Origin of the sequence: Leifsonia sp. C5G2 (genome assembly GCF_013359685.1) — a bacterium.
GTDB lineage: Bacteria > Actinomycetota > Actinomycetes > Actinomycetales > Microbacteriaceae > Leifsonia.
Map to the genome: position 1 here is coordinate 92,159 of NZ_JABFMV010000004.1, position 24,839 is coordinate 116,997.

22 protein-coding genes are annotated in these 24,839 nt (G+C 70.0%); 8 read left to right on the top strand and 14 right to left on the bottom strand.

Translation table 11 applies throughout. From position 1 onward, the window contains the following. Positions 1-159: 159 nt before the first annotated feature. Genes HNO83_RS07005 through HNO83_RS07015 form a run of 3 tightly spaced genes read left to right on the top strand, consistent with a single transcriptional unit; the run spans position 160 to position 3,391 of the window. Complete coding sequence (locus tag HNO83_RS07005) at positions 160-1,605, top strand: DUF6421 family protein (protein WP_175336809.1); 1,446 nt, start codon at positions 160-162, stop codon at positions 1,603-1,605. After that, on the top strand, positions 1,602-2,324 hold the full coding sequence (locus tag HNO83_RS07010) for an SDR family oxidoreductase (RefSeq protein ID WP_175336810.1): 723 nt from the start codon (positions 1,602-1,604) through the stop codon (positions 2,322-2,324). Before HNO83_RS07005 ends, HNO83_RS07010 begins: the two co-directional genes overlap by 4 nt. After that, a complete protein-coding gene (locus tag HNO83_RS07015) occupies positions 2,321-3,391 on the top strand; it encodes a threonine aldolase family protein (RefSeq protein WP_175336811.1) in 1,071 nt (356 codons plus the stop codon). Before HNO83_RS07010 ends, HNO83_RS07015 begins: the two co-directional genes overlap by 4 nt. Positions 3,392-3,602: 211 nt before the next feature. Here the strand turns inward: HNO83_RS07015 and HNO83_RS07020 are convergent, their stop codons facing one another. Genes HNO83_RS07020 through HNO83_RS07045 form a run of 6 tightly spaced genes read right to left on the bottom strand, consistent with a single transcriptional unit; the run spans position 3,603 to position 9,528 of the window. After that, on the bottom strand, positions 3,603-4,466 hold the full coding sequence (locus HNO83_RS07020; RefSeq protein ID WP_217498803.1) for a phytanoyl-CoA dioxygenase family protein: 864 nt from the start codon (positions 4,464-4,466) through the stop codon (positions 3,603-3,605). Positions 4,467-4,475: 9 nt separating this feature from the next. Next, the gene (locus HNO83_RS07025) at positions 4,476-5,384 is read right to left on the bottom strand and encodes a glycoside hydrolase family 43 protein (RefSeq protein WP_175336812.1); all 909 of its coding nucleotides are present in this window, start codon (positions 5,382-5,384) and stop codon (positions 4,476-4,478) included. Beyond that, positions 5,381-6,355 carry a glycoside hydrolase family 43 protein gene (locus HNO83_RS07030; protein ID WP_349627101.1) on the bottom strand — a complete coding sequence of 325 codons (975 nt, stop codon included), beginning with the start codon at positions 6,353-6,355 and terminating at the stop codon, positions 5,381-5,383. The genes HNO83_RS07025 and HNO83_RS07030 overlap by 4 nt, the downstream gene beginning before the upstream one ends. Continuing rightward, on the bottom strand, positions 6,352-7,251 hold the full coding sequence (locus tag HNO83_RS07035) for a carbohydrate ABC transporter permease (RefSeq protein WP_217498804.1): 900 nt from the start codon (positions 7,249-7,251) through the stop codon (positions 6,352-6,354). The genes HNO83_RS07030 and HNO83_RS07035 overlap by 4 nt, the downstream gene beginning before the upstream one ends. Further along, positions 7,248-8,228: a carbohydrate ABC transporter permease gene (locus HNO83_RS07040; protein WP_175336813.1), complete on the bottom strand. Its 981-nt coding sequence runs from the start codon at positions 8,226-8,228 to the stop codon at positions 7,248-7,250. The genes HNO83_RS07035 and HNO83_RS07040 overlap by 4 nt, the downstream gene beginning before the upstream one ends. Then, positions 8,221-9,528: an ABC transporter substrate-binding protein gene (locus tag HNO83_RS07045; RefSeq protein ID WP_175336814.1), complete on the bottom strand. Its 1,308-nt coding sequence runs from the start codon at positions 9,526-9,528 to the stop codon at positions 8,221-8,223. Before HNO83_RS07045 ends, HNO83_RS07040 begins: the two co-directional genes overlap by 8 nt. A gap of 206 nt (positions 9,529-9,734) precedes the next feature. On the opposite strand from HNO83_RS07045, the gene HNO83_RS07050 reads away from it, so the two are divergent. Both HNO83_RS07050 and HNO83_RS07055 read left to right on the top strand, forming a co-directional pair. Continuing rightward, positions 9,735-10,748: a LacI family DNA-binding transcriptional regulator gene (locus HNO83_RS07050; RefSeq protein ID WP_175336815.1), complete on the top strand. Its 1,014-nt coding sequence runs from the start codon at positions 9,735-9,737 to the stop codon at positions 10,746-10,748. Between the two features lie 53 nt (positions 10,749-10,801). Further along, positions 10,802-12,598: a glycoside hydrolase family 2 protein gene (locus HNO83_RS07055; protein WP_175336816.1), complete on the top strand. Its 1,797-nt coding sequence runs from the start codon at positions 10,802-10,804 to the stop codon at positions 12,596-12,598. Here HNO83_RS07055 and HNO83_RS20725 read toward each other — a convergent pair. Beyond that, positions 12,493-13,338, bottom strand: a complete 846-nt coding sequence (locus tag HNO83_RS20725) for a GNAT family N-acetyltransferase (RefSeq protein ID WP_175336817.1) — start codon at positions 13,336-13,338, stop codon at positions 12,493-12,495. The genes HNO83_RS07055 and HNO83_RS20725 overlap by 106 nt on opposite strands. A 37-nt stretch (positions 13,339-13,375) precedes the next feature. Between HNO83_RS20725 and HNO83_RS07065 the strand changes: the two genes are divergently transcribed. After that, on the top strand, positions 13,376-13,696 hold the full coding sequence (locus HNO83_RS07065) for a hypothetical protein (RefSeq protein ID WP_175336818.1): 321 nt from the start codon (positions 13,376-13,378) through the stop codon (positions 13,694-13,696). Positions 13,697-13,766: 70 nt separating this feature from the next. On the opposite strand, the gene galU is transcribed toward HNO83_RS07065, so the two are convergent. The 5 genes from galU to HNO83_RS07090 form a co-directional block, all read right to left on the bottom strand. Further along, positions 13,767-14,831 carry a UTP--glucose-1-phosphate uridylyltransferase GalU gene (gene galU / locus HNO83_RS07070; protein WP_175336819.1) on the bottom strand — a complete coding sequence of 355 codons (1,065 nt, stop codon included), beginning with the start codon at positions 14,829-14,831 and terminating at the stop codon, positions 13,767-13,769. 34 nt (positions 14,832-14,865) lie between these two features. Then, a complete protein-coding gene (locus HNO83_RS07075; protein WP_175336820.1) occupies positions 14,866-16,266 on the bottom strand; it encodes a UDP-glucose dehydrogenase family protein in 1,401 nt (466 codons plus the stop codon). 29 nt (positions 16,267-16,295) lie between these two features. After that, positions 16,296-17,768, bottom strand: coding sequence for a glycoside hydrolase family 26 protein (locus HNO83_RS07080; protein ID WP_175336821.1), 1,473 nt, complete (start codon positions 17,766-17,768; stop codon positions 16,296-16,298). Then, positions 17,761-19,308 (bottom strand): glycosyltransferase family 2 protein, encoded by a 1,548-nt coding sequence (locus HNO83_RS07085; protein WP_175336822.1) that lies wholly within the window; start codon positions 19,306-19,308, stop codon positions 17,761-17,763. Before HNO83_RS07085 ends, HNO83_RS07080 begins: the two co-directional genes overlap by 8 nt. Before the next feature lie 467 nt (positions 19,309-19,775). Then, positions 19,776-20,177 carry a DUF7144 family membrane protein gene (locus HNO83_RS07090; protein WP_175336823.1) on the bottom strand — a complete coding sequence of 134 codons (402 nt, stop codon included), beginning with the start codon at positions 20,175-20,177 and terminating at the stop codon, positions 19,776-19,778. 167 nt (positions 20,178-20,344) lie between these two features. Between HNO83_RS07090 and HNO83_RS07095 the strand changes: the two genes are divergently transcribed. Continuing rightward, positions 20,345-20,932 (top strand): nitroreductase family protein, encoded by a 588-nt coding sequence (locus tag HNO83_RS07095; protein ID WP_175336824.1) that lies wholly within the window; start codon positions 20,345-20,347, stop codon positions 20,930-20,932. Positions 20,933-21,010: 78 nt separating this feature from the next. Here the strand turns inward: HNO83_RS07095 and HNO83_RS07100 are convergent, their stop codons facing one another. Next, positions 21,011-22,075 carry a zinc-dependent alcohol dehydrogenase family protein gene (locus HNO83_RS07100; RefSeq protein ID WP_175336825.1) on the bottom strand — a complete coding sequence of 355 codons (1,065 nt, stop codon included), beginning with the start codon at positions 22,073-22,075 and terminating at the stop codon, positions 21,011-21,013. 65 nt (positions 22,076-22,140) lie between these two features. Beyond that, complete coding sequence (locus tag HNO83_RS07105; RefSeq protein WP_175336826.1) at positions 22,141-24,294, bottom strand: ATP-dependent Clp protease ATP-binding subunit; 2,154 nt, start codon at positions 24,292-24,294, stop codon at positions 22,141-22,143. A 147-nt stretch (positions 24,295-24,441) separates the two neighbouring features. Between HNO83_RS07105 and HNO83_RS07110 the strand changes: the two genes are divergently transcribed. Continuing rightward, positions 24,442-24,807, top strand: a complete 366-nt coding sequence (locus HNO83_RS07110) for a hypothetical protein (protein WP_175336827.1) — start codon at positions 24,442-24,444, stop codon at positions 24,805-24,807. Positions 24,808-24,839: the final 32 nt, after the last annotated feature.

Genomic DNA, 24,839 nt, shown 5'->3' on the forward strand with positions numbered 1-24,839 from the left:
AACCAGGTGCCGCGCGGCCGGCGAATAGCTGCGCCTGCGCGGCGGATCGCGCACTTTTCCGCCGGAATGGGCAACAAAACGCTTGCGATCCCCGGATAGGCTCGATTCATCCACTTCACTGCCGCGTGCGAGCGGCCGACCAGCGACGGGAGGTTCGTCATGTCTCAATTCGTCCAGAACTACACCGCAGACGCGATTGTCGGAGAGCCCGAGGTCGTCGAGGACGGCCGCCCGGTCCGCGAGGTCGCGAACGACCCCGCCTGGCTGCGCCTCAAGGACGCCGCCGTCGCGCTGCAGGCGCTCCAGGTCAAGGACGGCTCGGTCGAGCAGGAGTCCGATCGGCCGGCCGCCGCGGAGCACGTCCGCACCATCGTCGACTCGATCGCCGCACTCGCACCGGCGTTCCCGCACGACGCGTCCTACCTCGCCGCCCTGCAGCGCGACTTCGCCCGCTGGGCGGACGAGGGCTTCGGCGTGCCCGACTTCCTCGACTCGCTGAACGAGTTCCAGCCGCAGCAGCACCGCGTGGACGGGCTCGGCCACCTGGTCGTGTTCCCGATGTACACGCAGAACGGCAGCCCCGACCGTCACGTCGAGGCGCTGCTGGTCGAGGTGATCTGGCCGGAGTTCGTCGCGGAACTGGAGGCAGGCGACTACGGCAACAAGCTGTTCGTCGCGCTGCGGTTCGTCGACTTCACGCCCGGCTACGACACCAACTCCGCGGTGCTGTTCCCGGAGACCGTCGCGATGCGCGAGATCCCGCAGTTCACCTGGGGGGCGATCTTCCAGGACCGCGAGGCCGCGCGCTACCGCCGCGTGGTGCGCGCCGCCGCCGAGATCACCAAGCTGGAGCTGCCGGACGACGCGGCCGCGATGCTGGACGACCAGCACCTCACGGAGGAGACCTTCGTGATGTGGGACATCATCCACGACCGCAGCCACATGCGCGGCGACCTGCCGTTCGACCCGTTCATGATCAAGCAGCGGATGCCGTTCTTCCTCTACTCGCTGGAGGAGCTGCGCTGCGACCTGACGGCGTTCCGCGAGTCGGTGAAGCTGGAGCGCGAGCTCAGCGCCCTGCCGGAGTCGGAGCTGTCGGATGCGCAGCGCGCGATCCGCGATCACGCGCACCTGGTGCAGTACGCGGTGATCTTCGACCGTATCTTCCGCTTCGCGATCACCGGCAGCCGGGTGCGCAACTACGACGGGCTCGGCGGCCAGCTGCTGTTCGCGTGGATGCACCAGCACAACGTGCTGCACTGGACCGACACCCAGCTCACCATCGACTGGGAGAACGTGCCCGACGTGGTCGTCGCCCTCAGCGACCGGATCAACGACCTCTACTGGCGGTCGATCGACCGGCCGAAGGTGGCGCACTGGCTGGCGGCGTACGAGATGCTCACCGAGACGCTGACCCCGCACCCGGCCTCCAACTGGGCGCGCGGCCTCTCGGACGAGGTGCTCGCCGGTCCGCCGAAGGGCTACACCGACCAGGTGCTGGACGACGAGTTCCCGCTGTCGATGTTCTACGAGGCACTGAACAAGAAGATGGCGGCGGTCATCGAGTCCACCGCCGGAATCACCGGCACGACGGACGCCGTATGACCGACGCTCACGCGGCGCACCCGGCGGCCCGGCCCTCCTCGGAGGCCGGGCCGTCCGGCGCGGCGGGCAGACTCGTCCTCCTCGCCGGGGCGACCAGCGCGTCCGGCGAGGCCGTCGCCCGGGCGCTCGTCGCCGCGGGCGCCCGCGTCCTCGCGGTCGGCACCCGGCAGGAGGCGCTGGATGCCCTGGAGGCCGCGGTGCCGGGCGTGGACACGCGCGCCTGCGATCTCGCCGACCGGGACGCCGTGGCCGAGCTGGCCATGCGCATCCACCTGAAGTTCGGCCACCTCGACGGTCTCATCCACCTCGTCGGCGGCTGGCGCGGCGGCGGCGGGTTCGCCGGGCAGAGCGACGAGGACTGGGACTTCCTGGAGCGCGCCTTCCGCACCCTCCGCAACACGACCCGCGTCTTCTTCGACGACCTCGCCGCCTCTCCCGCCGGGCGCCTGGCGATCGTCTCGTCGACGGCGGTCGACAAGCCCTATCCCGGCGGCGCCAACTACGCGGCGGCGAAGGCGGCCGCCGACGCCTGGGTCCGCGCGATCGCGCAGGGCTTCGCGAAGCAGGCGCCGCAGTCGGCGGCGACCGTGTTCGTCGTGAAGTCGCTCGAGGGCCTGGAGGCCCGGCTCGGAGACGAGGTCGTGGGGCTCTGGGATGCGGAGGCGGCCTCGGTCAACGGTCAGCGCATCCCGCTCACGCCTGGAAGGATGGAACCGTGACGCTTCAACTCCACGACCTCACCCTTCGCGGGTTCGCCTCCGACAACTACGCGGGTGTGCATCCCGAGATCCTCGACGCCATCTCCGCCGCCAACAGCGGTCACCAGATCGCGTACGGCGAGGACGTCTACACCGCACGGCTGCACGAGGTGTTCGCCGAGCACTTCGGCGAGGGCGTCGAGGTCTATCCGGTCTTCAACGGCACCGGAGCGAACGTCGTCGGGCTGCAGTCGATGCTGCCGCGCTGGGGCGCCGTCGTCTGCGCCAAGACCGCGCACATCAACACCGACGAGGCCGGCGCGCCCGAGAAGGTCGCCGGCATCAAGCTGCTGACCGTGGAGACGCCGGACGGCAAGCTCACCCCCGAGCTCATCGACCGCGAGGCGTGGGGATGGGGCGACGAGCACCGGGCACAGCCGCTCGTCGTGTCCATCACGCAGACGACGGAGCTCGGCACGGCCTACACGGTGGAGGAGATCCGCGCGATCGCCGACCACGTGCATGCCAAGGGCATGAAGCTGCACATGGACGGCTCGCGCATCTCCAACGCGGCGGCCACCCTCGGCGTGCCGCTGCGGGCGTTCACGACCGACGCGGGCGTCGACGTGCTCAGCTTCGGCGGCACGAAGAACGGCATGCTGTACGGCGAGGCCGTCGTCGTGCTCAACCCGGCGGCCTCCGAGGGGCTCATCTACCTCCGCAAGCTGAACATGCAGCTCGCGTCGAAGATGCGGTTCATCTCGGCGCAGCTGATCGCGCTGCTCACCGACGACCTGTACCTGCGGTCGGCCGGGCACGCCAACGCCATGGCGACGCGGCTGCGGAACGCCCTGGAGGCGGGCATCGCCGACGGCAGCATCCAGGGCGTCGGCTTCAGCCAGGAGACGCAGGCGAACGGTGTGTTCGCGACCCTGCCGACCGGCGTCGCGGATCGTCTGCGCGAGCACTTCCGGTTCTACGACTGGGATGCGGCCAACAACGAGGTGCGCTGGATGTGCTCCTTCGACACCACGGAGGACGACATCGACGCCTTCGTCGCCGCCCTCAAGCAGGAGCTCAGCGCCTGACCAGCCGCTTGCCCCTCAAATTGGGGACAGGCCGGGGTACAAAAATGTCCTCCATTTGACCTACACAGACCGGTCTTGTCGTGTATTCTCGAAGAGCGCCGGGGGAACCCGAATAATCCACCGGCGTAACCCCGAACGTATGCCGGGCCGTAGGAAGAAACCCTAGTCTTCCTACAGCCCGGCATCGTGGTTTAACGGCGGACGCCCGGCTTCACGCGTCGCCCATCATGAGGCCCTCGATCGTGTGCTTCTGGGTGATCGGGGTGAGCTCGTCCACGATCGGGCACACGAGGTGCCGCTTCACGCGGTCCGGGAGGCTGTCGTAGAAGTTCCGGGTCACGGCCATGTCGTGGTGCTCCGCGTTCCCCGCGCCCGGCGCATCCACGCCGAGCACCAGAACAGGACGGGACAGCTGCGACGTGTTCTCGGTGCCGCGGTGCAGCGTGAGCGCCGACCGGGCGGAGATGTCGCCGCGCAGCGGGTACTTGCGCACGGCGCGCTCCTGGAGGCGCGGGTACAGCTCTCTCACCGGGAACATCTCGTGTTCGAATCCCTCGGGGAGGTCCCACTGCGTGCCGAGCGCTATCTCGAACGGGCCCATGTCCTCGGCGGTGTCGACAGCCGTCAGATTGAAGGCCAGCGAGGTCAGGCGGCCGGTCCGCTTCGTCTCGTCGGGCATCGGGAAGTCGCGGTGGAACGGCTGGTCCTTCGCACCGGGACCCGGCACGTCGAAGCCGAGCTCGACGATCTGGTAGTCGGGGCCGAGCACCGCCTCGCACACGCCGCGCACCCACGGGTGGTCGACGATGTCCAGCCAGCCGTGCAGCTGCTCGGGATGGAGCTCCACGTAGTAGCGCTTGGTGCCACGGCCGACAGCGCCGCCCGGGCGGCCGAGCGCCTCGGCGAACGCCGCATCGATGTCCTCGCGGAGACGATCCGCCCATTCGACCGTGAAGGCGCCCTTCTTGCCGACGATGCCGTCGGCGTAGAGGGCGGCCACGGCGTCCGCAATCCCGGGATCGACTCCTGCGGTGTCCGGCATCGACGGGGTGACGCGGGGGACGTCGGCGGTCATGGCTTCTCCCTAGTGTTCGACGTGGACGGCGCCGAGGTGCAGCTGCCGCATGGTCGCGTCCGCGTTCCAGGAGTGGAACGCGATCACATCCGTTCCGTCGGGTGAGACGGTCAGCGAGTTGTGGCCCGGGCCCCGCAGGTCGCCGCCGCTGCGCAGGAGCGGCGGCTGATCCACGTGCCCCCAGGGGCCGAGCGGATGGTCGGCGACGGCCACTCCGACCGCGTAGCCCTCGCCGGTCCACGCGCCGCCCGAATAGGTGAGCCAGTAACGGCCGTCGCGGTGGAGGACGGCCGGGCCCTCCAGCGTGTGCCAGTCGAAGCGCCGGTCATGGATGAGCCGGTCGCGCTCGTAGAGCTGCCAGTCGGCGTTCGGTGCGAGGACCGCGACGGCCGGATCGTCGAGCGACGCCATCCCGGCGCCGAGCGGGGCGACGGCGAGGTGCGTTCCCGGCCGCTCATGGTCGAGCACGTCCCGGGCGAAGAAGAGGTACCAGCGGCCATCGACGTCCTGGAACGGGTGGGCATCGATGGCGAAGACCTCATCCGGGGTGAGGTCGACGCCGAGATCACGGAAGGGTCCGGTGGCGGAGTCGGCGCGGGCGACCCGCAGGTGGTGGCCGTCGATGCCGCGGCCGACCGAGTAGTACATCCAGAAGCCCTCGTCGGTCTCCGCGACCTCCGGCGCCCAGTAGTCGTCGCCGAAGCCCTGGGGCAGACGCTCGAGCACCGCGCCGGCGCTCTGCCAGGCCGCGAGGTCGGGCGAGACGAGGGCCTCGAAGACCCGGTCGTCGTCGCTGCCGGGATGCGTACCGTAGGCGACGTAGCCTCCGTCCCGCAGCCGCAGCACGAACGGGTCGGCGAAATAGCCGGCCCAGACCGGTCCCCAGTGCCGGGCGACGCGGAGGCCTCGCCCGGTCACGGCGACGGCTCCGGCAGGCCGTTCCGCCAGGTGACGGGGACGGCATGCATCCCGCGGTAGGCGAACGCCTCGTCCCACGAGTGGAAGAGCAACCAGTCCTCGCCGCGGAAGGTCACCAGGTCCTCACCGCCCGGTCCGAGGTAGCGGCCCTTCGAGCCGGAGGTGGACAGCAACGGGTTCTTCGCCTTCGCATAGGGGCCAAGGAGGCTCTTCGCCGTCGCGGCGCCGGTCGCGTAGGAGGAGTCGCCGTAGTCGTTCGCAGAATAGAGGAGCACGTACTGGCCGTCGTGCCGAACGATCACGGGAGCTTCGATGAGGTGCCCCTCCCACGGCTCGGTCTGCTTGATCAGGCGCGTCGGCTCGCCGGTGAGGGAGGCGCCGTCTGCCGCGAGCGGCTGCGCGTAGAGCCAGGTGTCGAAGCCGCAGCAGTTGCCGTCGTTCTTCCAGACCAGGTAGCGCTGTCCGTCCGCGTCGATGGTTACGCTCGCGTCGATCGCGCCGCCCTGATCGACGGGACAGACGAGCGGCTTGTCGGCTGTCGAGGTGAACGGACCCTCCGGTCGGTCGGCGAACGCGACGCCGATGCACTGGTAGCGGCTGGAGGCATCCGATGCGGTGAAGTAGAGGGCGAACCGGCCGCCCGCGAGCCGGGCCGGTCCGGGCGCCCAGGTCTTGCCCGGGAGCGCCCACGCAGGAAGGTCGGGCATCGCATCCCGGTCGCTCAGCGTCCACGTCTTCATGTCGTCGCTGGTGGCGAGCTGGACGTTCACCGCCGGCGTGTTCGTCGCGTACGCGTAGACGCGGTCGCCGACGACCAGGGCACCGGGGTCGGGGAAGTCGCTGTCGATCTGGAACGGCGCGATCGTGGGCGACGGCTCCGCGCTCGGCGCCGAGCCCGCGGAGCACCCCGCGAGCCCGGCGGCCAGAGCGCACGCCGCGACGGCCGCGACCGCGAGGCGGCGCACCCTCACCCCTTGACCCCGCTGGTGGCCACGCTCTCGACGATCTGCTTCTGGGCGAAGAAGAACAGGATGAGCACCGGCACCGACGCGATCACCGCGCCCGCCATGACGATGGCGTAGTGGGTGGAGTAGGCGCCCTGCAGCTGCGACAGGCCGGGCTGCAGTGTGAGGTTCTCCGGGCTGAGGAGCACGTAGACCGGCCACAGGAAGTCGTTCCAGTTCGCCAGGAAGCTCAGCACCGCAAGGGTCGCCAGCGCAGGCCGGGCGAGCGGGAGGACGATCTGCAGGAAGATCCGGAAGTCGCCTGCGCCGTCGATGCGAGCCGCCTCCTCGATCTCCGCCGGCAGCCCGACGAAGAACTGACGGAGGAAGAACACGCCGAACGCGCTCGCGGCACCCGGGATCGTGATGGCCCAGATGGTGTCGAGCCACCCCAGGTTCTGCACGATCAGGTAGTTCGGGATGAGGAAGATCACCGGCGGCACCAGCAGCGTCGCGACGATCAGGCCGAACACGATCCGCTTGCCCCAGAACTCCAGGCGCGCGAGCGCATACGCGGCCATCGACGCGGTGACCAGGATGATCACGGTCTGCAGCGCCGCGGCCGCCAGGCTGTTGAGGAACCAGCGGAACACCGGCTGCTGCCCGCTCGCCAGGGTCGTGTACGCATCGGTCGAGAACGGGTTGGGGAACGCCGAGTACGGGTTCCGGATGGCGTCGCCGTCGGTCTTGAACGACGTCAGCAGGATCCACACCAGCGGGAGGATGACGATGAGCGCGAGCACGATCAGCACGGCGTAGAGGACGCTCTTCCGCAGCGCCCGCTGCGGGCTCTGCCTGCGGCGGCCGGGCACCGCACGCGGTGCGGCGGTCTCTTCCCGGACGGGGGTGGTGGTCGTCGTCATGAGGCGCTCTTCTCTGCCCGCTCCCGCTGGAGCCGGAAGTTGATGATGCTGATGATCGCCAGGAACGCGAACAGCACGTAGCTCATCGCCGAGGCGGCGGCCATGTTGTTCTGCGAGAGGCCCTGGTCGGCGATGTACATGATCGCCGTGCGCGTCTGGTTGCCCGGGCCGCCCTTGGTGATCAGGAACGACTGCCCGAACATGTTGGCGCTCGCGAGGATCGTGATGGTGACCACGAAGGTCATCACCGAGCGCAGGCCAGGGAGCGTGACGCTGAAGAACTGGCGCACGGCGCCGGCGCCGTCGAGCGCGGCGGCCTCGTACAGGTCGGGGCTGATGCCCTTCAGCCCGGCGAGGATGATGACGGTGTTGAACCCCATCGTCCACCACACGGTCACGCCGGCGAGGGTCACCCAGACCCAGGGGGTGTCGACGGTCCAGGGGAGGTTGTCGGGCAGGCCGAGCATCCCGAGCAGGTGGTTGACGATGCCGGACTGCGTGTCGAGCAGGTACTTCCAGATCACGCCGATGACGGCGACGCCGAGCACGTACGGCGCGAAGAAGATGCCGCGGAAGAACGATCCCGCCCGGATCCGCTGGTTCAGCAGCACGGCGACCAGCAGCGGGATGATCAGCAGGAAGGGGACGCTCGCGAGCGTGAAGATGCCGGTCGCCGACATCGACTGCCAGAAGTCGCCGGAGGTCGCGGAGCCCGGCGTGAAGAGGTCGAGGTAGTTCTTCAGCCCGACGAACGACTGGTTGACCCGGAACGGGCTCCAGTTGGTGAGGCTGATCCACAGGCCGAACACCGCGGGCCCGAGAACGAAGACGACGAACAGCACCAGGAACGGCGCGAGGAAGAGGTACGCGACGCCGGTGCGCCGCGGAGCGCCGGGCCGCCGGGAGCGGCCCGAGCGAAGCGGGCGTGGCGCCCCGGTCTCCCGGGGCGCCACGATCGAAGCGGTGGTCTCAGTCACCGTACTTCTCTTTGTTCTGCTTCAGCAGGGTGTTCGCCTTCGCGACCGCGTCGTCGAGCGCCTGCTTCGGGTCCTTCTTGCCGGTGATCGCCTCGTTCACCGCGGTGGTGATGGTGGCCTCCACGGTGGTGATGCCCGGGGCGATCGGCTCGTAGTGCGCGTACGGCAGCTGGTCCAGGAACGGCTTCAGGTTCGGGTAGGTCTGCACCAGCTTGGGGTCGTCGCGGACCGAGTTCTTCGCGGGGAGCTCACCGGTCTTGGGCCAGTCGGCGGAGTTGTCGTTCATCCACTTGACGAACGTCGCGGCGGCCGCGGTCTTGTTCTTGTCCTGGCCCTTGTTGTTCATGAACATCCAGTGGGTGGACGAGGACCACACGGCCTTCTGGTCGCCGATCTGCGGGACGGCGGTGGCCTCCCACTGCAGCTTGTCGAACGCGGTGTTCGTGGTCTGCCAGACGCCGTTCCAGTTGAACGCGGTCTTGCCCGCGATGAGGGCGTTGATGTTGCCGTCCTGCGCCACGTCGGCCGGGCTGTAGCCCTTCTTGATGAGGTCGGTCATCCAGGTGAGCGCCTTGACGCCCGCGTCGGAGTTGAAGGTGGCCTTCGTGACGTCCTTGTCGAACAGGTCGCCGCCGAACTGCCAGAGCAGGCTCTCGAACTCGAAGGTGCCGGTGAAGACGTAGCCGTCGACCCACTCGCCCTGCACGCCCGCGGCCTTCAGCTTGTCGAGCGCCGCGAGGTAGCCGGCCTTGTCGGTGGGGATGCTGTCCACGCCCGCCGACTTCAGGACGTCCTTGTTGACGTAGAGGCCGAGCGGGGTGACCGACCACGGCACGGCGTACTGGCCGCCGTTGTACTTGCCCGCGTCGAGCAGGCCCTCCGGGAAGTCGCTCGCCTTGTAGCCGAGCCCCTTCACGATGTCGTCCGCCTTCAGCACGAGGCCCTGGGCCGCATAGGTGGCGATGTCGTCGCCGTGGCCGACCGCGACGTCCGGTCCCTTGCCCGCCTTGACTGCGAGGGGCATCTTGCGGGCGATGTCGGCCCACTCCATCGGGACGTCCTTGACGACGATGTTCTTGTGCTCCGAGTTGAACTTGTCCACCAGCTTGGGGACGAGCACGGGTGCTGCGCCGCCCGTCCAGCCGTTCCAGAAGCTGATGGTGACCTTCGGTCCGGTGTAGTCGCCGGAGGAGACTTCCGCGCCTCCTGCGCCGCCGCTGCTTCCGCAGGCGGTCAGCGCGAGCCCGAGGCCCGCCGTGACCGCGAGTGCGATCGCGCGTGCGGCGAATCGCTTCTTCATGTGATCTCTCCCTTGAGTGAGCCGTTCGCGCAACCCCGGTGACCGGGTGGGCGCGTGGACGGTGGTGCTTGAGCCGGTACGTCGGCACGTGGGGGCGAATTTACAGCGCTGAACACACCGTGTCAACCCGGATATGCCTGCATGGGGAGCGTCGCTGTAGAGTGACGCAGCGAACACCCTCGACGATGACGCGGAACGGAGCGGCGATGGCGGTCAGACTTCAGGACGTGGCGGAGCACGCCGGCGTCTCCATGAAGACAGTGTCCAACGTCGTGCGGAACTACGCGCACGTCAGCCCGCAGATGCGCGAGCGGGTGCAGCGCGCCATCGACGAGCTCGGCTACCGCCCGAACATCATGGGGCGCCGCCTGGCCACCGGGCGCACGGGCCTCCTCGCCCTGGCGTTCGCCGACGTGACCCTGCCGTACTTCGCCGAGCTGGCGCGCGTCGTCGCCGACGAGGCGGAGCGGCGCGGCTACCGCGTGCTGCTCGAGCAGACCGAGGGGACCATCGAGGGCGAGCGCGCCGTGGTCTCGGCCGGCGAATCGGGCCTCGTGGACGGCATGATCTTCCAGCCCAGCGTGATGAACTCGGCCGAGCTCGCCCAGTCGCGCATCGACATCCCGCTCGTCGTGCTCGGCGAGAACGCGGCCCCGCTGACGGTCGACCGGATCATGATCGACAACGTGGAGGCGGCCCGCGCGGCGACGGAGCACCTGCTCTCCCTCGGCCGCCGCAGGATCGCGTTCGCCGGCCACGAGGCCTCCCGGCCGACGCGCACCTCCAAGCTGCGCATGGCCGGGTACCAGCAGGCGCTGGAGGACGCGGGTCTCACTCCCGATCCCGAACTGCTCATCTCGAGCGTCTCGGTCACGGCGGGCAACGCGGTCCGCGGCGTCGGCGCCGCGCTCGACGCGGGACTGCGCTTCGACGGCCTGGTGTGCCGCGACGACCTGGCCGCGATCGGTGCACTCCGCGCCCTTCAGGAGCGCGGCATCCGGGTGCCGGACGACGTCGCGATCACCGGCTGGGACAACACCCCCATGACCGCCGTCACCTACCCGTCGCTGACCACCGTGGCGCCCGACATGCGGGCGCTCGCCGCACGCGCCGTCGAGATGCTGCTGGAGCGGGTCGCGGGATTCGACGGGATGGGCCGGCACGAGCTGGCCCCGTTCTCCCTCGTGACCCGCGAGAGCGCCCCCGCACTCGCCTCGTAGGTCCGGCGGATTTCCGACTTTACAGCGCTGCACGATTCGTGCATGCTGGTGGGATGCTCACCGAGGAACGCCGCGTCGCCGCGGCCACCGCGCAGGACGGGCGCTACCCGCGCCCCCAGCTCGTCCGGGCCGACTGGCTCGACCTCTCCGGTCCGTGGACGTTCGCGTTCGACGACGACGACCGCGGCCGCCGGGAGCACTGGGAGTCGTCCGGCCCGCTGAGCGGCGTCATCCAGGTCCCGTTCCCGTTCGAGTCGGCGGCCTCCGGGGTCGGCGACACCGGGTTCCACCCCGTCGTCTGGTACCAGCGCACGGTGCTGCGCGACGAACTGCCGTCGGGCGAGCGTCTGCTGCTGAACCTGGGAGCGGTCGACCACGCCTGCGAGGTATGGGTGGACGGCCGCTCGGCCGGCACGCACGAGGGCGGCTCCACGCCGTTCACGCTCGACATCACCGATCTCGCCGACCTCGCCGGGGACCGCGACCTCACGCTGACGATCCGGGCGGAGGACGACCCGGCCGACGTCGCCCAGCCGCGCGGAAAGCAGGACTGGCGCCACCACCCGCACTCCATCTGGTACCACCGGACCACGGGCATCTGGCAGCCGGTCTGGCTGGAGGCCGCCCCCGCCGTGCGCGTGGAGCAGCTGCACTGGCTGACCGACGTGCCCGCGGGCGAGGTCACCGCCCAGGTGAGGCTGAGCCGACCGGCACCCGCGGGCACCACCGTCCGCATCGAGGTCGCCCTCGGTGCGGAGCCGCTCGCGAGCGTCGAGGTGGCGGTGGCGGGCCGCGAGGTGGAGGTGCCGTTCCGCATCCACCGGCAGAGCAACGGGCAGGCGTACGAGGAGCTGCTCTGGTCGCCCGCGCACCCCACCCTGCTGGACGCGACCGTGCGGCTGCAGGCGCCCGACGCTCCTGCCGACGTTGTCGCGTCCTACCTGGGCCTGCGCTCGGCGGCGGTGGAGGGCGGCCGTTTCCTGCTCAACGACCGTCCGCTGTACCTGCGGTCGGTGCTCAACCAGGGGTACTGGCCGGAGTCGCACTCCGCTGCGCCGAGCGCCGACGCCCTCCGCGCCGAGGCGCAGCTCATCCTGGACCTCGGCTTCAACGCCACGCGTGTGCACCAGAAGTACGAGGACCCGCGCTTCCTGTTCTGGGCGGACAAGCTCGGTCTGCTGGTGTGGGGCGAGGCGCCGGCCGCATACGCCTTCACCCCGGAGGCCGTCCGCCGCAGCATCGCGGAGTGGTCGGCCGTGCTCGACCGCGACCGGTCGCATCCCTCGATCGTCACCTGGGTGCCGCTCAACGAGAGCTGGGGCGTGCAGCACCTCGCCCACGACCCGCGGATGGTGTCGTACGCGAAGGCGCTGGTGCAGCTGACCAAGACGGTCGACCCGTCGCGTCCGGTCATCTCGAACGACGGCTGGGAGCACGCGGACTCCGACATCCTCTCGATCCACGACTACGACCACGACCCGGCGCGGATCGCCGAACGCTACGCGACGCGCGAGGGCATCCTCGGGGCGGAGTTCACCTTCCCCGGCCGGCGGCTCATCGTCGACCCGGCCCAGCGCACGGATGCTCCGCTGATGCTCACCGAGTTCGGCGGCGTCTCGTACACCGACGACGGCCCGGCCGACGCCTGGGGCTACTCCACCGCGACCAGCCCCGAGGACCTGGTGGAGCGGCTGCGCGCGCTGGTCGGCGCGGTCCGCGCCTCCGCGCCCCTCGCCGGCTACTGCTACACCCAGCTCGCCGACACCGGCCAGGAGACCAACGGCCTGGTGTTCGAGGACCGCCGCCCGAAGGCGCCGATCGAGGAGCTGCGGGCGATCTTCGGGGGCTGATCGAGGGGACGCGACCAGTAGGCGTAGCCGGAGGCGCGGCGGAAGCCCAGCGATGCGTAGAGCGCGTGCGCGGCGGCGTTGCCGGCGAGCACCTGCAGCCACAGCCGTTCCACGCCGTGCCCGGCCGCGGCGGCGGCAAGCGCCCCGGCGAGAGCGCGGGCGAGCCCGCGCCGCCGCGCCTCCGGACGGGTCGCCACCGCGAACAGCCCACCCCACTCGCCCACGAGGGCGAGGCGCGCCACGGCGTCCGGCGCCGCGGGGTCGCCGGCTGACGCGTAGAGCGCGGGGCCGCCGGTGAGGATGCGCGCGGCCACCGCGCGCTCGGCCTCGCCGCCCCGGCCGTCGACGGACCACCAGGTGCCGATCCAGGCCTCGCCGGGCTCGCCGTCGATCCGGATGCCGTCCCCATCCACCGGCGGCACCCCGGCCCGCTCCGCCACCAGGATGTCGGTCTGCGAGTGCTCGCGGTAGCCGCGTGCGGCGAGGAGGGCGCCGAGCCCGGGCGCGGACGCCGGGCTCACCTGGAACACGGCGGGCAGGGACCGGGCCGCGTACCAGTGCTCCGCCGCATCCACCGCCGCGCACGGGTCGGCGACCGGACCAGCGGTGAGCGCCGAGTTCGCGCGGTTGGTGACTCCCGATGAGGCGCGGAGCGTCCAGGCGTCGAGCGGCTCGCGCTCAAGCGCGGGCCAGCCGCGGTCGGCGAGGCGATCGAGGGTCGCTGCATCGGGATCGGGCACCTGTCGACGCTAGCGCAGGCGGCGTACCGTGCATGCCATGAGCGACACCCACACCCGAGACGCCCACGCGGACGTCCTCCCCGAAGCCGAGGTGGCCGGCCTCAGCGCCAAGACGGTCGCGCACGTCATCCACTACCGCCGCAAGACCTACGTGACGAAGCCCTCGGAGGGGTACGCCCTGCTCAAGCGGGTGCGGACGCTGCTGCGCGACGGGACGACCGACCTCGTGCCCCTGGTCCACCGCGACGGCTTCGTCTGGCTGGCGGTCGGGCCGAGCATCCCGATCGCGATCGACGAGATCGAGACCGACCAGGGCCACAGCGAGAAGCACACCCTCAAGCGGCTCGGGCTCGACTGACGAACGAGAGGACGCAGCACGCCGCCATCCACGAGGGATGACGGCGTGCTGCGACCGAGGGATGCGGCGGTCAGGCGCCCGCGACGGGCACCAGGTCGCGCTCGGGGGCGGGAGCGTCGGCCTTCGTGGCGGCAGGCTTGGGCTTGACCACGACGGGCTTGACCGCGGCGGGCTTGGCGGCCGCGGCGGGGGCAGCGGCAGCCGGCGTGAGCGGCAGCGTCGGAATGGGCGCGGTCTCCGCCGGACCGGCGGTCGTCGCGAACTCCTTCAGCCACGGCAGCAGCTCCGGTCCGAGGTCCTCGCGGGCCACGGCCATCTGCACGATCGCCTTCAGGTAGTCCAGCCGGTCGCCCGTGTCGTAGCGGCGTCCCTTGAAGATGACGCCGTGCACGCCGCCGGTCCACGCGGGAGCGGTGGCCAGGCCCTCCAGGGCGTCGGTCAGCTGGATCTCGCCGCCCTTGCCCGGCTCCGTCTTCTCCAGGATGTCGAAGATCTCCGGGCGGAGGACGTACCGGCCGATGACCGCATAGTTCGACGGAGCGTTCTCGCGGCTCGGCTTCTCGACGAGGCCGGTGATGCGCACCACGTCGTCGTCGTCCGTCTCCACCACCGCGGCGGCGCCGTACAGGTGGATGGACTCCGGCGGCACCTCCATCAGGGCCACGACGGTCGTGTTGAGCGCGTGCTGCACCTCCAGCATCCGGGAGAGCAGCGGGTCGCGGGCGTCGATGATGTCGTCGCCGAGCAGGACCGCGAACGGCTCGTGCCCGATGTGCATCTTCGCCCGGAGGACCGCGTGACCGAGGCCCTTCGGGTCGCCCTGCCGCACGTAGTGCATGTCGGCGAGCGAGGTCGAGTAGCTGACCTTGAGGAGCTTGTCGAGGTCGCCCTTCTTCTCGAGGGCGTCCTCGAGCTCGGCGTTGCGGTCGAAGTGGTTCTCGAGCGCGTTCTTGTTGCGCCCGGTCACCAGCAGCACGTCGTGCAGGCCCGAGGTGACGGCCTCCTCGACCACGTACTGGATGGCCGGCTTGTCCACCACCGGCAGCATCTCCTTGGGCATGGCCTTGGTCGCGGGCAGGAACCGCGTCCCCATGCCCGCTGCCGGGATCACCGCTTTCGTCACGTAACTGGTCATGATGGTCTCCTTGCGGTCGTTTCGGTCCGGCGGTTCAGCGGACGGGGGTGAGGGCGGCGAGGTCGTCGGCGAGCGGCGCGACCTCCGGGACCGTGCCCATGGCGTAGACGCTCCAGCCTGCGCGGCTCCAGGCGGAGGCGTCGAGGCAGTTGCGGCCGTCGATGACGTTGCGGCCGCTCACGATCGCACGCAGCTCGGCCGGGTCGGCGGTCGTGAACTCGTCCCACTCGGTGAGCACGACCGTCAGGTCGGCGCCGGTGAGCGCCTCCTCCATCGAGTCCGCGTAGCCGAGGGTCGGGAACAGTCGCTGCGCAGTGGTGCGGGCCTGCGGGTCGTAGACGACGACCTGCGCGCCCCGAAGGTGCAGCGCGGCGGCGACGTTGAGCGCGGGCGAGTCGCGCACGTCGTCGGTGTGCGGTTTGAAGGCCGCGCCCAGCACGCCGATGCGGCGGTTGAGCACCGAACCGCCCAGCGCCTTCAGCGCCAGGTCGATCACGCGCTGGCGGCGGCCCATGTTGATCTCGTCGACCTGCTGCAGGAGGCCGACCGCCCCGTGCGCGCCCAGCTCGTTGGAGCGGTGCATGAGCGCGCGGATGTCCTTCGGGAGGCAGCCGCCGCCGAAGCCGAGGCCGGCGTTGAGGAACTGCCGCCCGATCCGCTTGTCGTGCCCGAGCGCATCGGCCAGGAGCGTGACGTCCGCGCCGGCCGCGTCGCACACCTCGGCGATCGCGTTGATGAAGGAGATCTTGGTGGCGAGGAAGGCGTTCGCGCTCACCTTCACCAGCTCGGCCGTCGGCAGGTCTGCGACGAGAACGGGCGACCCCTCGGCGATCGGCTTCTCGTAGATGCGGCGGAGCGTGGCCTCCGACTTCGCCGACGTGCCGCCGAACACCAGCCGGTCCGGCGAGAGGGTGTCCTCCACCGCCTTGCCCTCGCGCAGGAACTCGGGGTTCCACACGAGCTCCACGTCGATCCCGGCCGGGGCCGCGTCGGCGATGATCGCCCGCAGCCGCGCGCCGGTTCCGACCGGAACGGTCGACTTGCCGACGATGAGGCCGTCGTGCGTGAGGTTCTCGGCGATGCCGCGGGCGGCGGCCTCCACATAGGAGAGGTTCGCGGCGAACGAGCCCGACTGCTGCGGCGTGCCGACGCAGATGAAGTGGACGTCGGACACGGCGACGGCCTCGGCCAGGTCGGTGGTGAAGCTGAGGCGGCCGGCGGCGACGTTCCGGCGGATGAGCTCCGGCAGGCCGGGCTCGAAGAACGGCGCGCGGCCCTCCTTCAGCTCCTCGACCTTGCGCGGGTCGGTGTCGACGCCGACGACGTCGAAGCCGAGCTCGGCCATGGCGGCCGCGTGGGTGGCTCCGAGGTAGCCGGTGCCGATGACGCTGATGCGCGGTGCCGGCTGGTCCTTGATCTTCTTGGGAGCGGTCATGGCGATCGTCCTTTCCAGTGGTCGGTGGGTCAGGGAGCCGGCGTGAGGGCGAAGTCGTCCTCTGGCCGGGTGAGTCCGGTGATGAAGGCCGACAGCGAGTCGGCACGGGAGTCGATGCGCCAGTCGTTGGTGGCGCGCACGCCCTCCACGTAGCTGGTGACGGCGAGGTTGAACCAGGAGAACCCGATGATGTCCTCGTTCTCCGGTTTGGCGAGTGCTTGGAAGAAGGAGGTGATCCAGGCCGCCTTGTGCCCCTCCGTCTCCGACGCGCCGACCTCGGCGAGCATGATGGGCTTGCTCGTGATCGAGCGGAGCTTGTCCAGGCTGGCCTTGAACGTGTAATCGAAGCTGAAGTCGTTGTCCGACTTGTACGGCGGGCGGAGGTAGCCGGAGAGGCCGACCCAGTCGACGTACGCGTCTCCGGGGTAGAGCGACTCGAGGTAGCCGGGCGCTTTGTGCGACGCGGGCAGGTTGTTGACGATGTTCGGCGCCCAGATCCACATCACGAGGTTGTTGGCGCCCTCCTGCTGGAAGATGTCGTGGACGTGCCGCCACATCTTCGCGTAGTCGCCGACGTTGTTGCCGTTGATCGAGTTGCCCTGCCCGTCGGTCTCCGACCACGGGTACCAGATGCCGTTCATCTCGTGGTCGAGGCGGATGCCGAGCGGCAGGCCGGTCGCGACGATGTCCTTCGCGTACTGGTGCAGGTAGGCGTCGAAGTCGCCGCGGATGATGTTCGGCAGCGAGTACGCCGGAGCGTCCACGGTGTCGTTGCCCGCGTTGATCGGGCGCGACTCCCACGTCATCATCGGCAGGCGACCCTGCTGCCAGGACCGGGTGACCGCGTTGGCGCGGAAATTCTCGTCCCAGCCGCTGAAGTAGCCGACGACGTTCGGCGAGACGCCGACCTTCGCGCTGGTGGCGTCGAAGGTGGCCCAGTTGAAGGGGGCCTGCTCGGTGTACATCCCGTAGTAGCGCTTCGCCGGGCTGAGCAGTTCGGCACGCGACGGCGCGGTGATCGGGGCCGCGGCGCTTCCGCCGCTGGAGCCCTTGCCGCCCGCGGCGGTGGAGCCGGATGCGGTGGACCCGCTTCCGGACTTCCCCTGCGCCGCCGCCAGCTGCGCCTGCATGCTGGCCAGCCGGCCCTCCGCCGCTGCGGCCTTCTGCTGGGCCGCCGCGAGCTGCTTGGCCGCGGACGCCTGAGCCGCGAGGGTCGACTTCTGCAGGGCGGTGAGCTTCCCCTTCTGCGACGCGATGGTCTCGGTCGCCTTGTCGAGGTTGCGCTTCAGCTCGGCGTTCTGCGCGGCGAAGGGCGTCACGACCTCGGCGGCCTGGTCGACGGCCTTGCGCAGCGGGGCGCCGGTCGGCGACACCCAGACGTAGGCGGAGATGCCGACGAGCACGGCGGTGAGCACGAGCGCCGCGACGGTCGTCGCCTGCGAGCGGGACTTGGACTGGGACCACCAGGCGGCGGCCCGTGAGGGGGCGGTCTGGTCAGACAAGGAAGAGAGCCTCCAGGGTCAGGATCGCGATTCCGATCAGGTAGGGGATGGCCGCGAGCGGGTTCAGGCGGCGGCGCGCGGCCTTCGGCGCAGGCGCGTGGGCTGCGGCCTCGGCCGCGCGGGCCTCGGCGGCCTTGGCCTCTGCGCGGGTGGCGACGTGCGTGCGGGTGGCGAGCGCGGTCGCGGTGGTCATGCCGCCGACAGCATCGGGCAGGGCCGGAGCCGCGGAGGCAGAGGAGGCCGTCGCGGCCGTGTGCCGGGCGATCTCCTCTTCGGAGCTGACCTCTCCGGGGCCGCCGGAGTAGGCGCCGGCGCGGGTGCCCCATCCACTGGCGTGCGCCATGCGGAAGAACCCGATGAGCCGGATCGGCATGAGGAAGAAGGTCGAGACGATGATGAACACCGGAAGGCGGAAGAAGTCGCTCGGCTTCTCGGAGAGGTGCCGGATCTGGCGGATCGACATGCTGATCACGGACGACGCCACCATCAGCGCGACGACGGTGAGAATGCCGCCCTCGATCCCGTAGGACTTCAGGAAGCCCTCGTAGAAGTTGTAGCCGCCGCCGGTGATCGACCGGTAGATCCAGCCGCCGATGACGCCCGCCAGCATGAACGGCAGGATGATGTCCATCACGAAGAAGAACGCCAGCACCGGGGCGTGGCCGAGCATCCACGGGAGCATCCGCATGGTGTTGTACTGGCTGCCGCGCGCCCAGCGGAGCTGCTGCTTGAACAGCTTCTTCACCTTCAGCGGGGCGTCGGTGTAGACCAGGCTGGTGTGCTGGTACACCGTGCGGTAACCCTCCTTGAGGGTGAGGTTGGTCAGCGTGCGGTCGTCGGAGACCTCGAGGAAGACGCCGAGGAACTTCTCGGTCATGAACTTGTCCATGACGCGCATCAGGATCGAGCGGCGGAAGGCGATCGTGCGGCCGGGCAGGCAGCCGATCTGGCCGACGACGCTCTGCGCGGGCATCGAGTACAGGGCGCGGGAATTCTCCAGCCAGTCCGCCCAGCGGGTGATCCAGCTGCGGGTGGGCTCCAGGATGCGCTGCTTCGTGGTCACGCCGCCGACGCGCTCGTCGGCGAACGGCTTGACGAGCTCGGCGAGGGTGCCCTCGGTCCAGATGGTGTCGGAGTCGACGAGCACCGTGATCTCGCCGGTCGACATCTTGGTGCCGATCATGACGGCGTTGCGCTTGCCCGGGATGGGCGTGTGCACCCAGCGGACGAGGGGCGCGAACTCCTCGCACACCTCCGCAAGCTCCGGGTTGGGCGCGCCGTTGATGACGACGATGATCTCGCCCGGCTTCTGCTCGACCATACGGCCGAGCACGTCGCGGAACAGGTCGAGCGGCTCGTCCACCACCGGGACGACGACGCTGGTGGTGCCGTGGAACTCGCCGGTGTAGGCGCGGTAGCGGCGGGACATGAGCGCCTTGACGATCCAGATGACCCAGATCAGCGCCGAGTAGATCGCGAAGAGGTAGAACTCGGGGTGCCCGCCCAGCATATGGCGGAGCTGAAGAAGGAAGATGAACACGGACGGGACCTCTCACGGTGGTAGTGGGGGTGGCATCCACAGCACTGGGGATCTGGTCGGGTTCGGGTGATGACAGTTCTACGGGGCTCAGAGCTGCCCCGCAAGTGGGGGTCGAACGGGTCGCCTCGGCGTGTTGCGTCACCCCCCGGAGGGCGGTGTCCGTCGACACGCGGACACGGCCTGACGAGAGTCCGTGACGGCGCGGCGGATTCTTCGAGAACTCGAAACTTCCCGGTCAAGCCTCAAATCCGCTGCTTTCGGAGCGTCGATCCGGCGGCGACGCCGACGCGCCCGGGATACGTGAAATCTGTACCCCGGAGGTGGGTCATGGGAGGTCGCTGCGAATGTTACGAACTTTTACAGCTACGACACATCTTGTTCACACAACGAGCCCGTCGGCACTGGTCGCGCCGACGGGCTCCGTCGTTCCCCCCTGGTTCCCCCGCCGCCCCGAAGGGCGGACGATCTCAGTCCCTCCGCAGCTCCCGGCCGTGCACGGTCACCGCATAGATGATGAGGATGTCGAGTGTCACCATGGCGATCGACCACCACGGCTGCGACGGGAAGGCGATCAGCTGCCCGAGCGCGTGGAGGCCGGCCACGATGACCGCGAAGATCCTGGCCCACATCCGGCCGCTGGCGAGCGAGATGCCCGCGAGGAGCAGCAGGACGCCCAGGATGATCGACCACCACCCCCACGCCGTCAGGCTGAACGTCTGCACACCGGACGAGGAGACGAAGTAGCCGGTGTCCGGGCCGAGGAGGGCCATGAATCCGTAGAAGATGTCGAGGATGGCCGCGATGATCAGCAGCACCGCTGCGAACAGCACCCATCCCGTCCAACCGCTCTGTACACGTGCTTCTGACATCGCATCCACCCTTCGTGATGGACCGCTTGGCGCGGTCAGCGCCAGGATGCCGCGTCGCACCCGCTCTGCACTAGACAGGGAATTCCCGCCAGGATCCATGTGTTCTCATGGATATAGCCAGGCAATGGAGCCGGTCGTTTCCTGAGAATGATCCCCGGAGGAGTCCCATGTCCATCGCCGAAACCGCATCGCGCACAGCCGACGTGTCCGCGCCGCTGCTCCCCGCCCTCGTCGAGCGCTGGAGCCCGCGCTCGTTCGACCCGACCGTCGGGATCGACGACATCGCGCTCCGCTCCGCGCTGGAGGCGGCTCGCTGGAGCCCGTCGGCGAACAACTCCCAGCCGTGGCGCTTCATCGTCGCCCGCCGCGGCACGGAGGCCTTCGCGACCGTCGTCGAGAACCTGGCCGGCTTCAACAAGGCCTGGGCGTCCTCCGCCGCGGTGCTCGTCGTCGCCGCCGCCGAGGTGGTCGACGAGGACGGCAACGAGCGCCGCTGGGCCGTCTACGACCTCGGCCAGGCGGTCGCGCACCTCACCATCCAGGCGCATCACGACGGCCTGCACGCCCACCAGATGGGCGGCTTCGACGCGGAGGGCCTGCGCACGGCGTTCGGCCTCGAGGAGCGCTTCGTGCCGACCTCGGTGACCGCGCTCGGCGTGCTCGGCGACCCGGAGGCCCTGCCCGAGCCGCTGCGCAGCCGCGAGAGCGCCCCGCGCACGCGCCGCCCGCTCGAGGAGATCGCGGTCGTCCACTGAGCCTCGCGGCTCCACACATGACTCGGCGCCCGCCGGGATGCGTTCATCCCCCGGCGGGCGCCGTCGTGTCTGCGGGTGCTACGGCCGGACGAGCGTCTTGATCGCGCGGCGCTCATCCATCGCGGCGTAGGCCTCTGCGATGTCGGTGAGCGGCAGCTCCAGGTCGAACACCTTGCCCGGCTCGATCGCGCCGGACCAGACGTCCTGCAGCAGGTCCTCGACGTAGTTGCGGACCGGCGCGACGCCGCCGTTCACGCCGATGTTGCTCTGGAACAGCGGGCGCACCGGGAGCTCCGGGCCGCCGTTCGGCACGCCGACGTAGCCGACCATGCCGCCCGGGCGGGCCGAGCGGATCGCCTGGTCCATCGACTCCTTCGTGCCGACCGCCTCCAGCACGCAGTCGGCGCCGATGCCGTCGAACAGCTCCTTCACCGCGGCCACGCCGGCGTCGCCGCGCTCGGCGACGATGTCGGTCGCGCCGAACTCGCGCGCGAGCGCCTGGCGGGACTCGTGCCGCGACATGGCGACGATGCGCGAGGCGCCGAGCCGGGCGGAGGCGAGCACAGCGCACAGCCCGACCGCGCCGTCGCCGACCACGACGACGGTGCTGCCCTGGGTGACCCCGGCGGAGACGGCGGCGTGGTGGCCGGTGCCCATCACGTCCGACAGCGTCAGCAGGCTCGGGATGAGCTCCGCGCGCGGGTACTCGGGCGTCGCGACGAGCGAGCCGTCGGCGTGCGGGACACGGACGTACTCGCCCTGGCCGCCGTCGGCGAACCCGCCGATGCGGTCCTCCGCACCCCACCATCCGCCGTGCAGGCACGACGTGCTCACGCCGTTGCGGCAGTTCACGCAGGTCATGTCGCAGTCGTAGAAGGGCGCGATCACGAAGTCGCCCGGCTTGATCGTGCGGACGTTGTCGCCGACCTGCTCGACCACGCCGACGAACTCGTGACCGATGCGGTGGGGCTCCTTGGTCGGCGTCACGCCGCGGTACGGCCAGAGGTCGCTGCCGCAGACGCAGGCGGCGACCACGCGGACGACGGCGTCGAGGCCGTCGGCTCCCTGGCCGGTGTACAGGGTGGGGGTGGGGACCTCTTCGAGGCGCACATCGCGCTCCCCGTGGATGACAGTCGCAAGCATGCTCCGAGCCTACGCGCACGGAGGGCGCCGTCCCATCCAGGACGGCGCCCTCCGATCGGGTGCGGCTACTCGCGGACGGGCACCACGGTGAGGTGGTCGGCCTCGCGGTCGAGGTCCACCCGCACGAGGTCGCCGTCGCGGATCTCGCCGGCGAGCAGGGCCGTGGCCAGGCGGTCCTCGATCTCGCGCTGCATGAGCCGCCGCAGCGGCCGGGCGCCGTAGATCGGGTCGTAGCCGCGCTCGGCGAGCCACGCCCTGGCGTCCGGTGTGACCGCCAGCTCCAGGCGCCGTTCGGCGAGGCGCGCCATCAGCCGGTCGATGCCCAGCTCGACGATCTCGCCCAGCTCCTCCTTGCTCAGTGCCGAGAAGACCACGATGTCGTCGAGGCGGTTCACGAACTCCGGCTTGAACGCCTGGCGGACCATCTGGAGCACCGCCTCCTCGCGCTCCGTCGGGCTCAGGGTCGGGTCGACGAGGAAGTTGCTCCCCAGGTTCGAGGTGAGGATCAGGATCGTGTTCCGGAAGTCGACCGTACGCCCCTGCCCGTCGGTCAGCCGGCCGTCGTCGAGCACCTGGAGCAGCACGTCGAACACCTCGGGGTGCGCCTTCTCGACCTCGTCGAGGAGGATCACCGAGTACGGGCGCCGGCGCACGGCCTCGGTCAGCTGACCGCCCTGCTCGTAGCCGACGTACCCGGGAGGCGCGCCGACCAGCCGCGAGACGGAGAACTTCTCGCCGTACTCGCTCATGTCGATGCGGACCATGGCCTTCTCGTCGTCGAACAGGAACGCGGCGAGCGCCTTGGCCAGCTCGGTCTTGCCGACGCCGGTCGGGCCGAGGAACAGGAACGATCCGGTCGGCCGGCCCGGGTCGGAGATGCCCGCGCGGGTGCGGCGGACGGCATCCGCCACCGCCTGCACAGCCTTCTTCTGGCCGATGATCCGGCGGCCGAGCTCGAACTCCAGGTTCAGGAGCTTCTCGGTCTCGCCCTGGGTGAGGCGGTCGACCGGGATGCCGGTCCACGCGGCCACCACCGCGGCGATGTCGTCGGCCGTGACCTGCTCGTTCACCATGCGCGGGTGGTCGGTCTCGGCCTGCTCTGCCTCGGCCAGCTCGCGCTCGATGTTCGGGATGGTCTCGTACTCGATGCGGGACGCCTCCTGGTACCGGCCGTCGCGCAGCGCGAGATCGCGCTTGGTCTTGGCCTCCTCCAGCTGGGACCGCAGCTCGCCGACCCGGTTCAGCGACGCCTTCTCGGCGCGCCAGCGGGCCTGCAGCTCCTCCAGCTGGGACTCCTGCTCGCGCAGCCGCTGACGCAGCTGCTCCAGGCGCTCCTTGCTGGCCTCGTCCTTCTCCTTCTTGAGGGCGAACTCCTCCAGCTTCATCCGCTCCACCTGTCGCTGCAGGGTGTCGATCTCGACTGGCGCGGAGTCGATCTCCATCTTGAGCCGGGACGCGGCCTCGTCGATGAGGTCGATGGCCTTGTCGGGCAGCTGGCGCGCGGTGATGTACCGGTTGGAGAGGGAGGCCGCAGCGACGAGCGCCGAGTCCTCGATCGTGACGCCGTGGTGCGCCTCGTACCGGCCCTTGAGGCCGCGGAGGATCGCAACCGTGTCCTCCACCGAGGGCTCGCCGACGTAGACCTGCTGGAAGCGGCGTTCGAGGGCCGCGTCCTTCTCGATGAACTCGCGATACTCGTTGAGCGTGGTCGCGCCGATCAGGCGCAGCTCACCGCGGGCGAGCATCGGCTTCAACATGTTGGAGGCCGCCACAGACCCCTCGCCGCCGCCGGCGCCCATCAGGATGTGGAGCTCGTCCACGAACGTGATGATCTGCCCCTCGGCGTCGTTGATCTCCTTGAGGACGGCCTTCAGCCGCTCCTCGAACTGCCCGCGGTACATGGCGCCGGCGACGAGGGCGGACAGGTCGAGGGCGACCAGCTGCTTGCCCTTCAGGGAGTCGGCCACGTCCCCCGCGACGATGCGCTGGGCGAGGCCTTCGACGACCGCCGTCTTGCCGACGCCGGGCTCGCCGATGAGCACCGGGTTGTTCTTGGTGCGGCGGGTCAGCACCTGGCTGACGCGCCGGATCTCGGCATCCCGCCCGATCACCGGGTCGAGCTTGCCGCTCTTGGCGATCTCCGTGAGGTTCACGCCGTACTGTTCGAGTGCACTCTTCGCCTCCTCCTGCGTGGAGGGCGCACCCTGCATGTTCGCCATCTGGTCCCCTTCCCATGGTGTTCTGGGCAAACTTGAGTCTACTAAGCTCAACTTTGTTCGGCCAGGGCGAATTCCCGAAATCCTCGATGGATTCCCGGACGCCCGGATGTCGAAGTGCGCACACCGCCGCGGCGGTACCCTGTCGTCATGATCGACCCCGCAGACGTGCGCGTCGTGCTGATGGACGGCGCGACGGCGGCCACCCTGTCTCAGGTGCTGCCGCTGCTCCTGCTCACCCTTATGGTCGAGCTGCGGCGCGTCGAGCTGCACCGCCGGGGGCGGAACGTGAGGACCACGCGACTGCTGCTCGGACTGTTCTTCATCGCGTTCGGCGTGGTCGAGACCGTGTTCGTGCTGTCGATCGACGGCGAGTTCATCCCGTTCACGTGGAGCGACCTGATCGCAGCGCTCAGCATCTTCGTCCTGATCGCGCTGCTGTTCCTCCTCTCGCTCCTCGACTCGCCGGAGCACAGGAAGCAGCACGAGCGCCCGCGAGACGCCGACAGCTCCTGAGTTCTTCGCCTCGACACGCGGTAGAGGGTCGA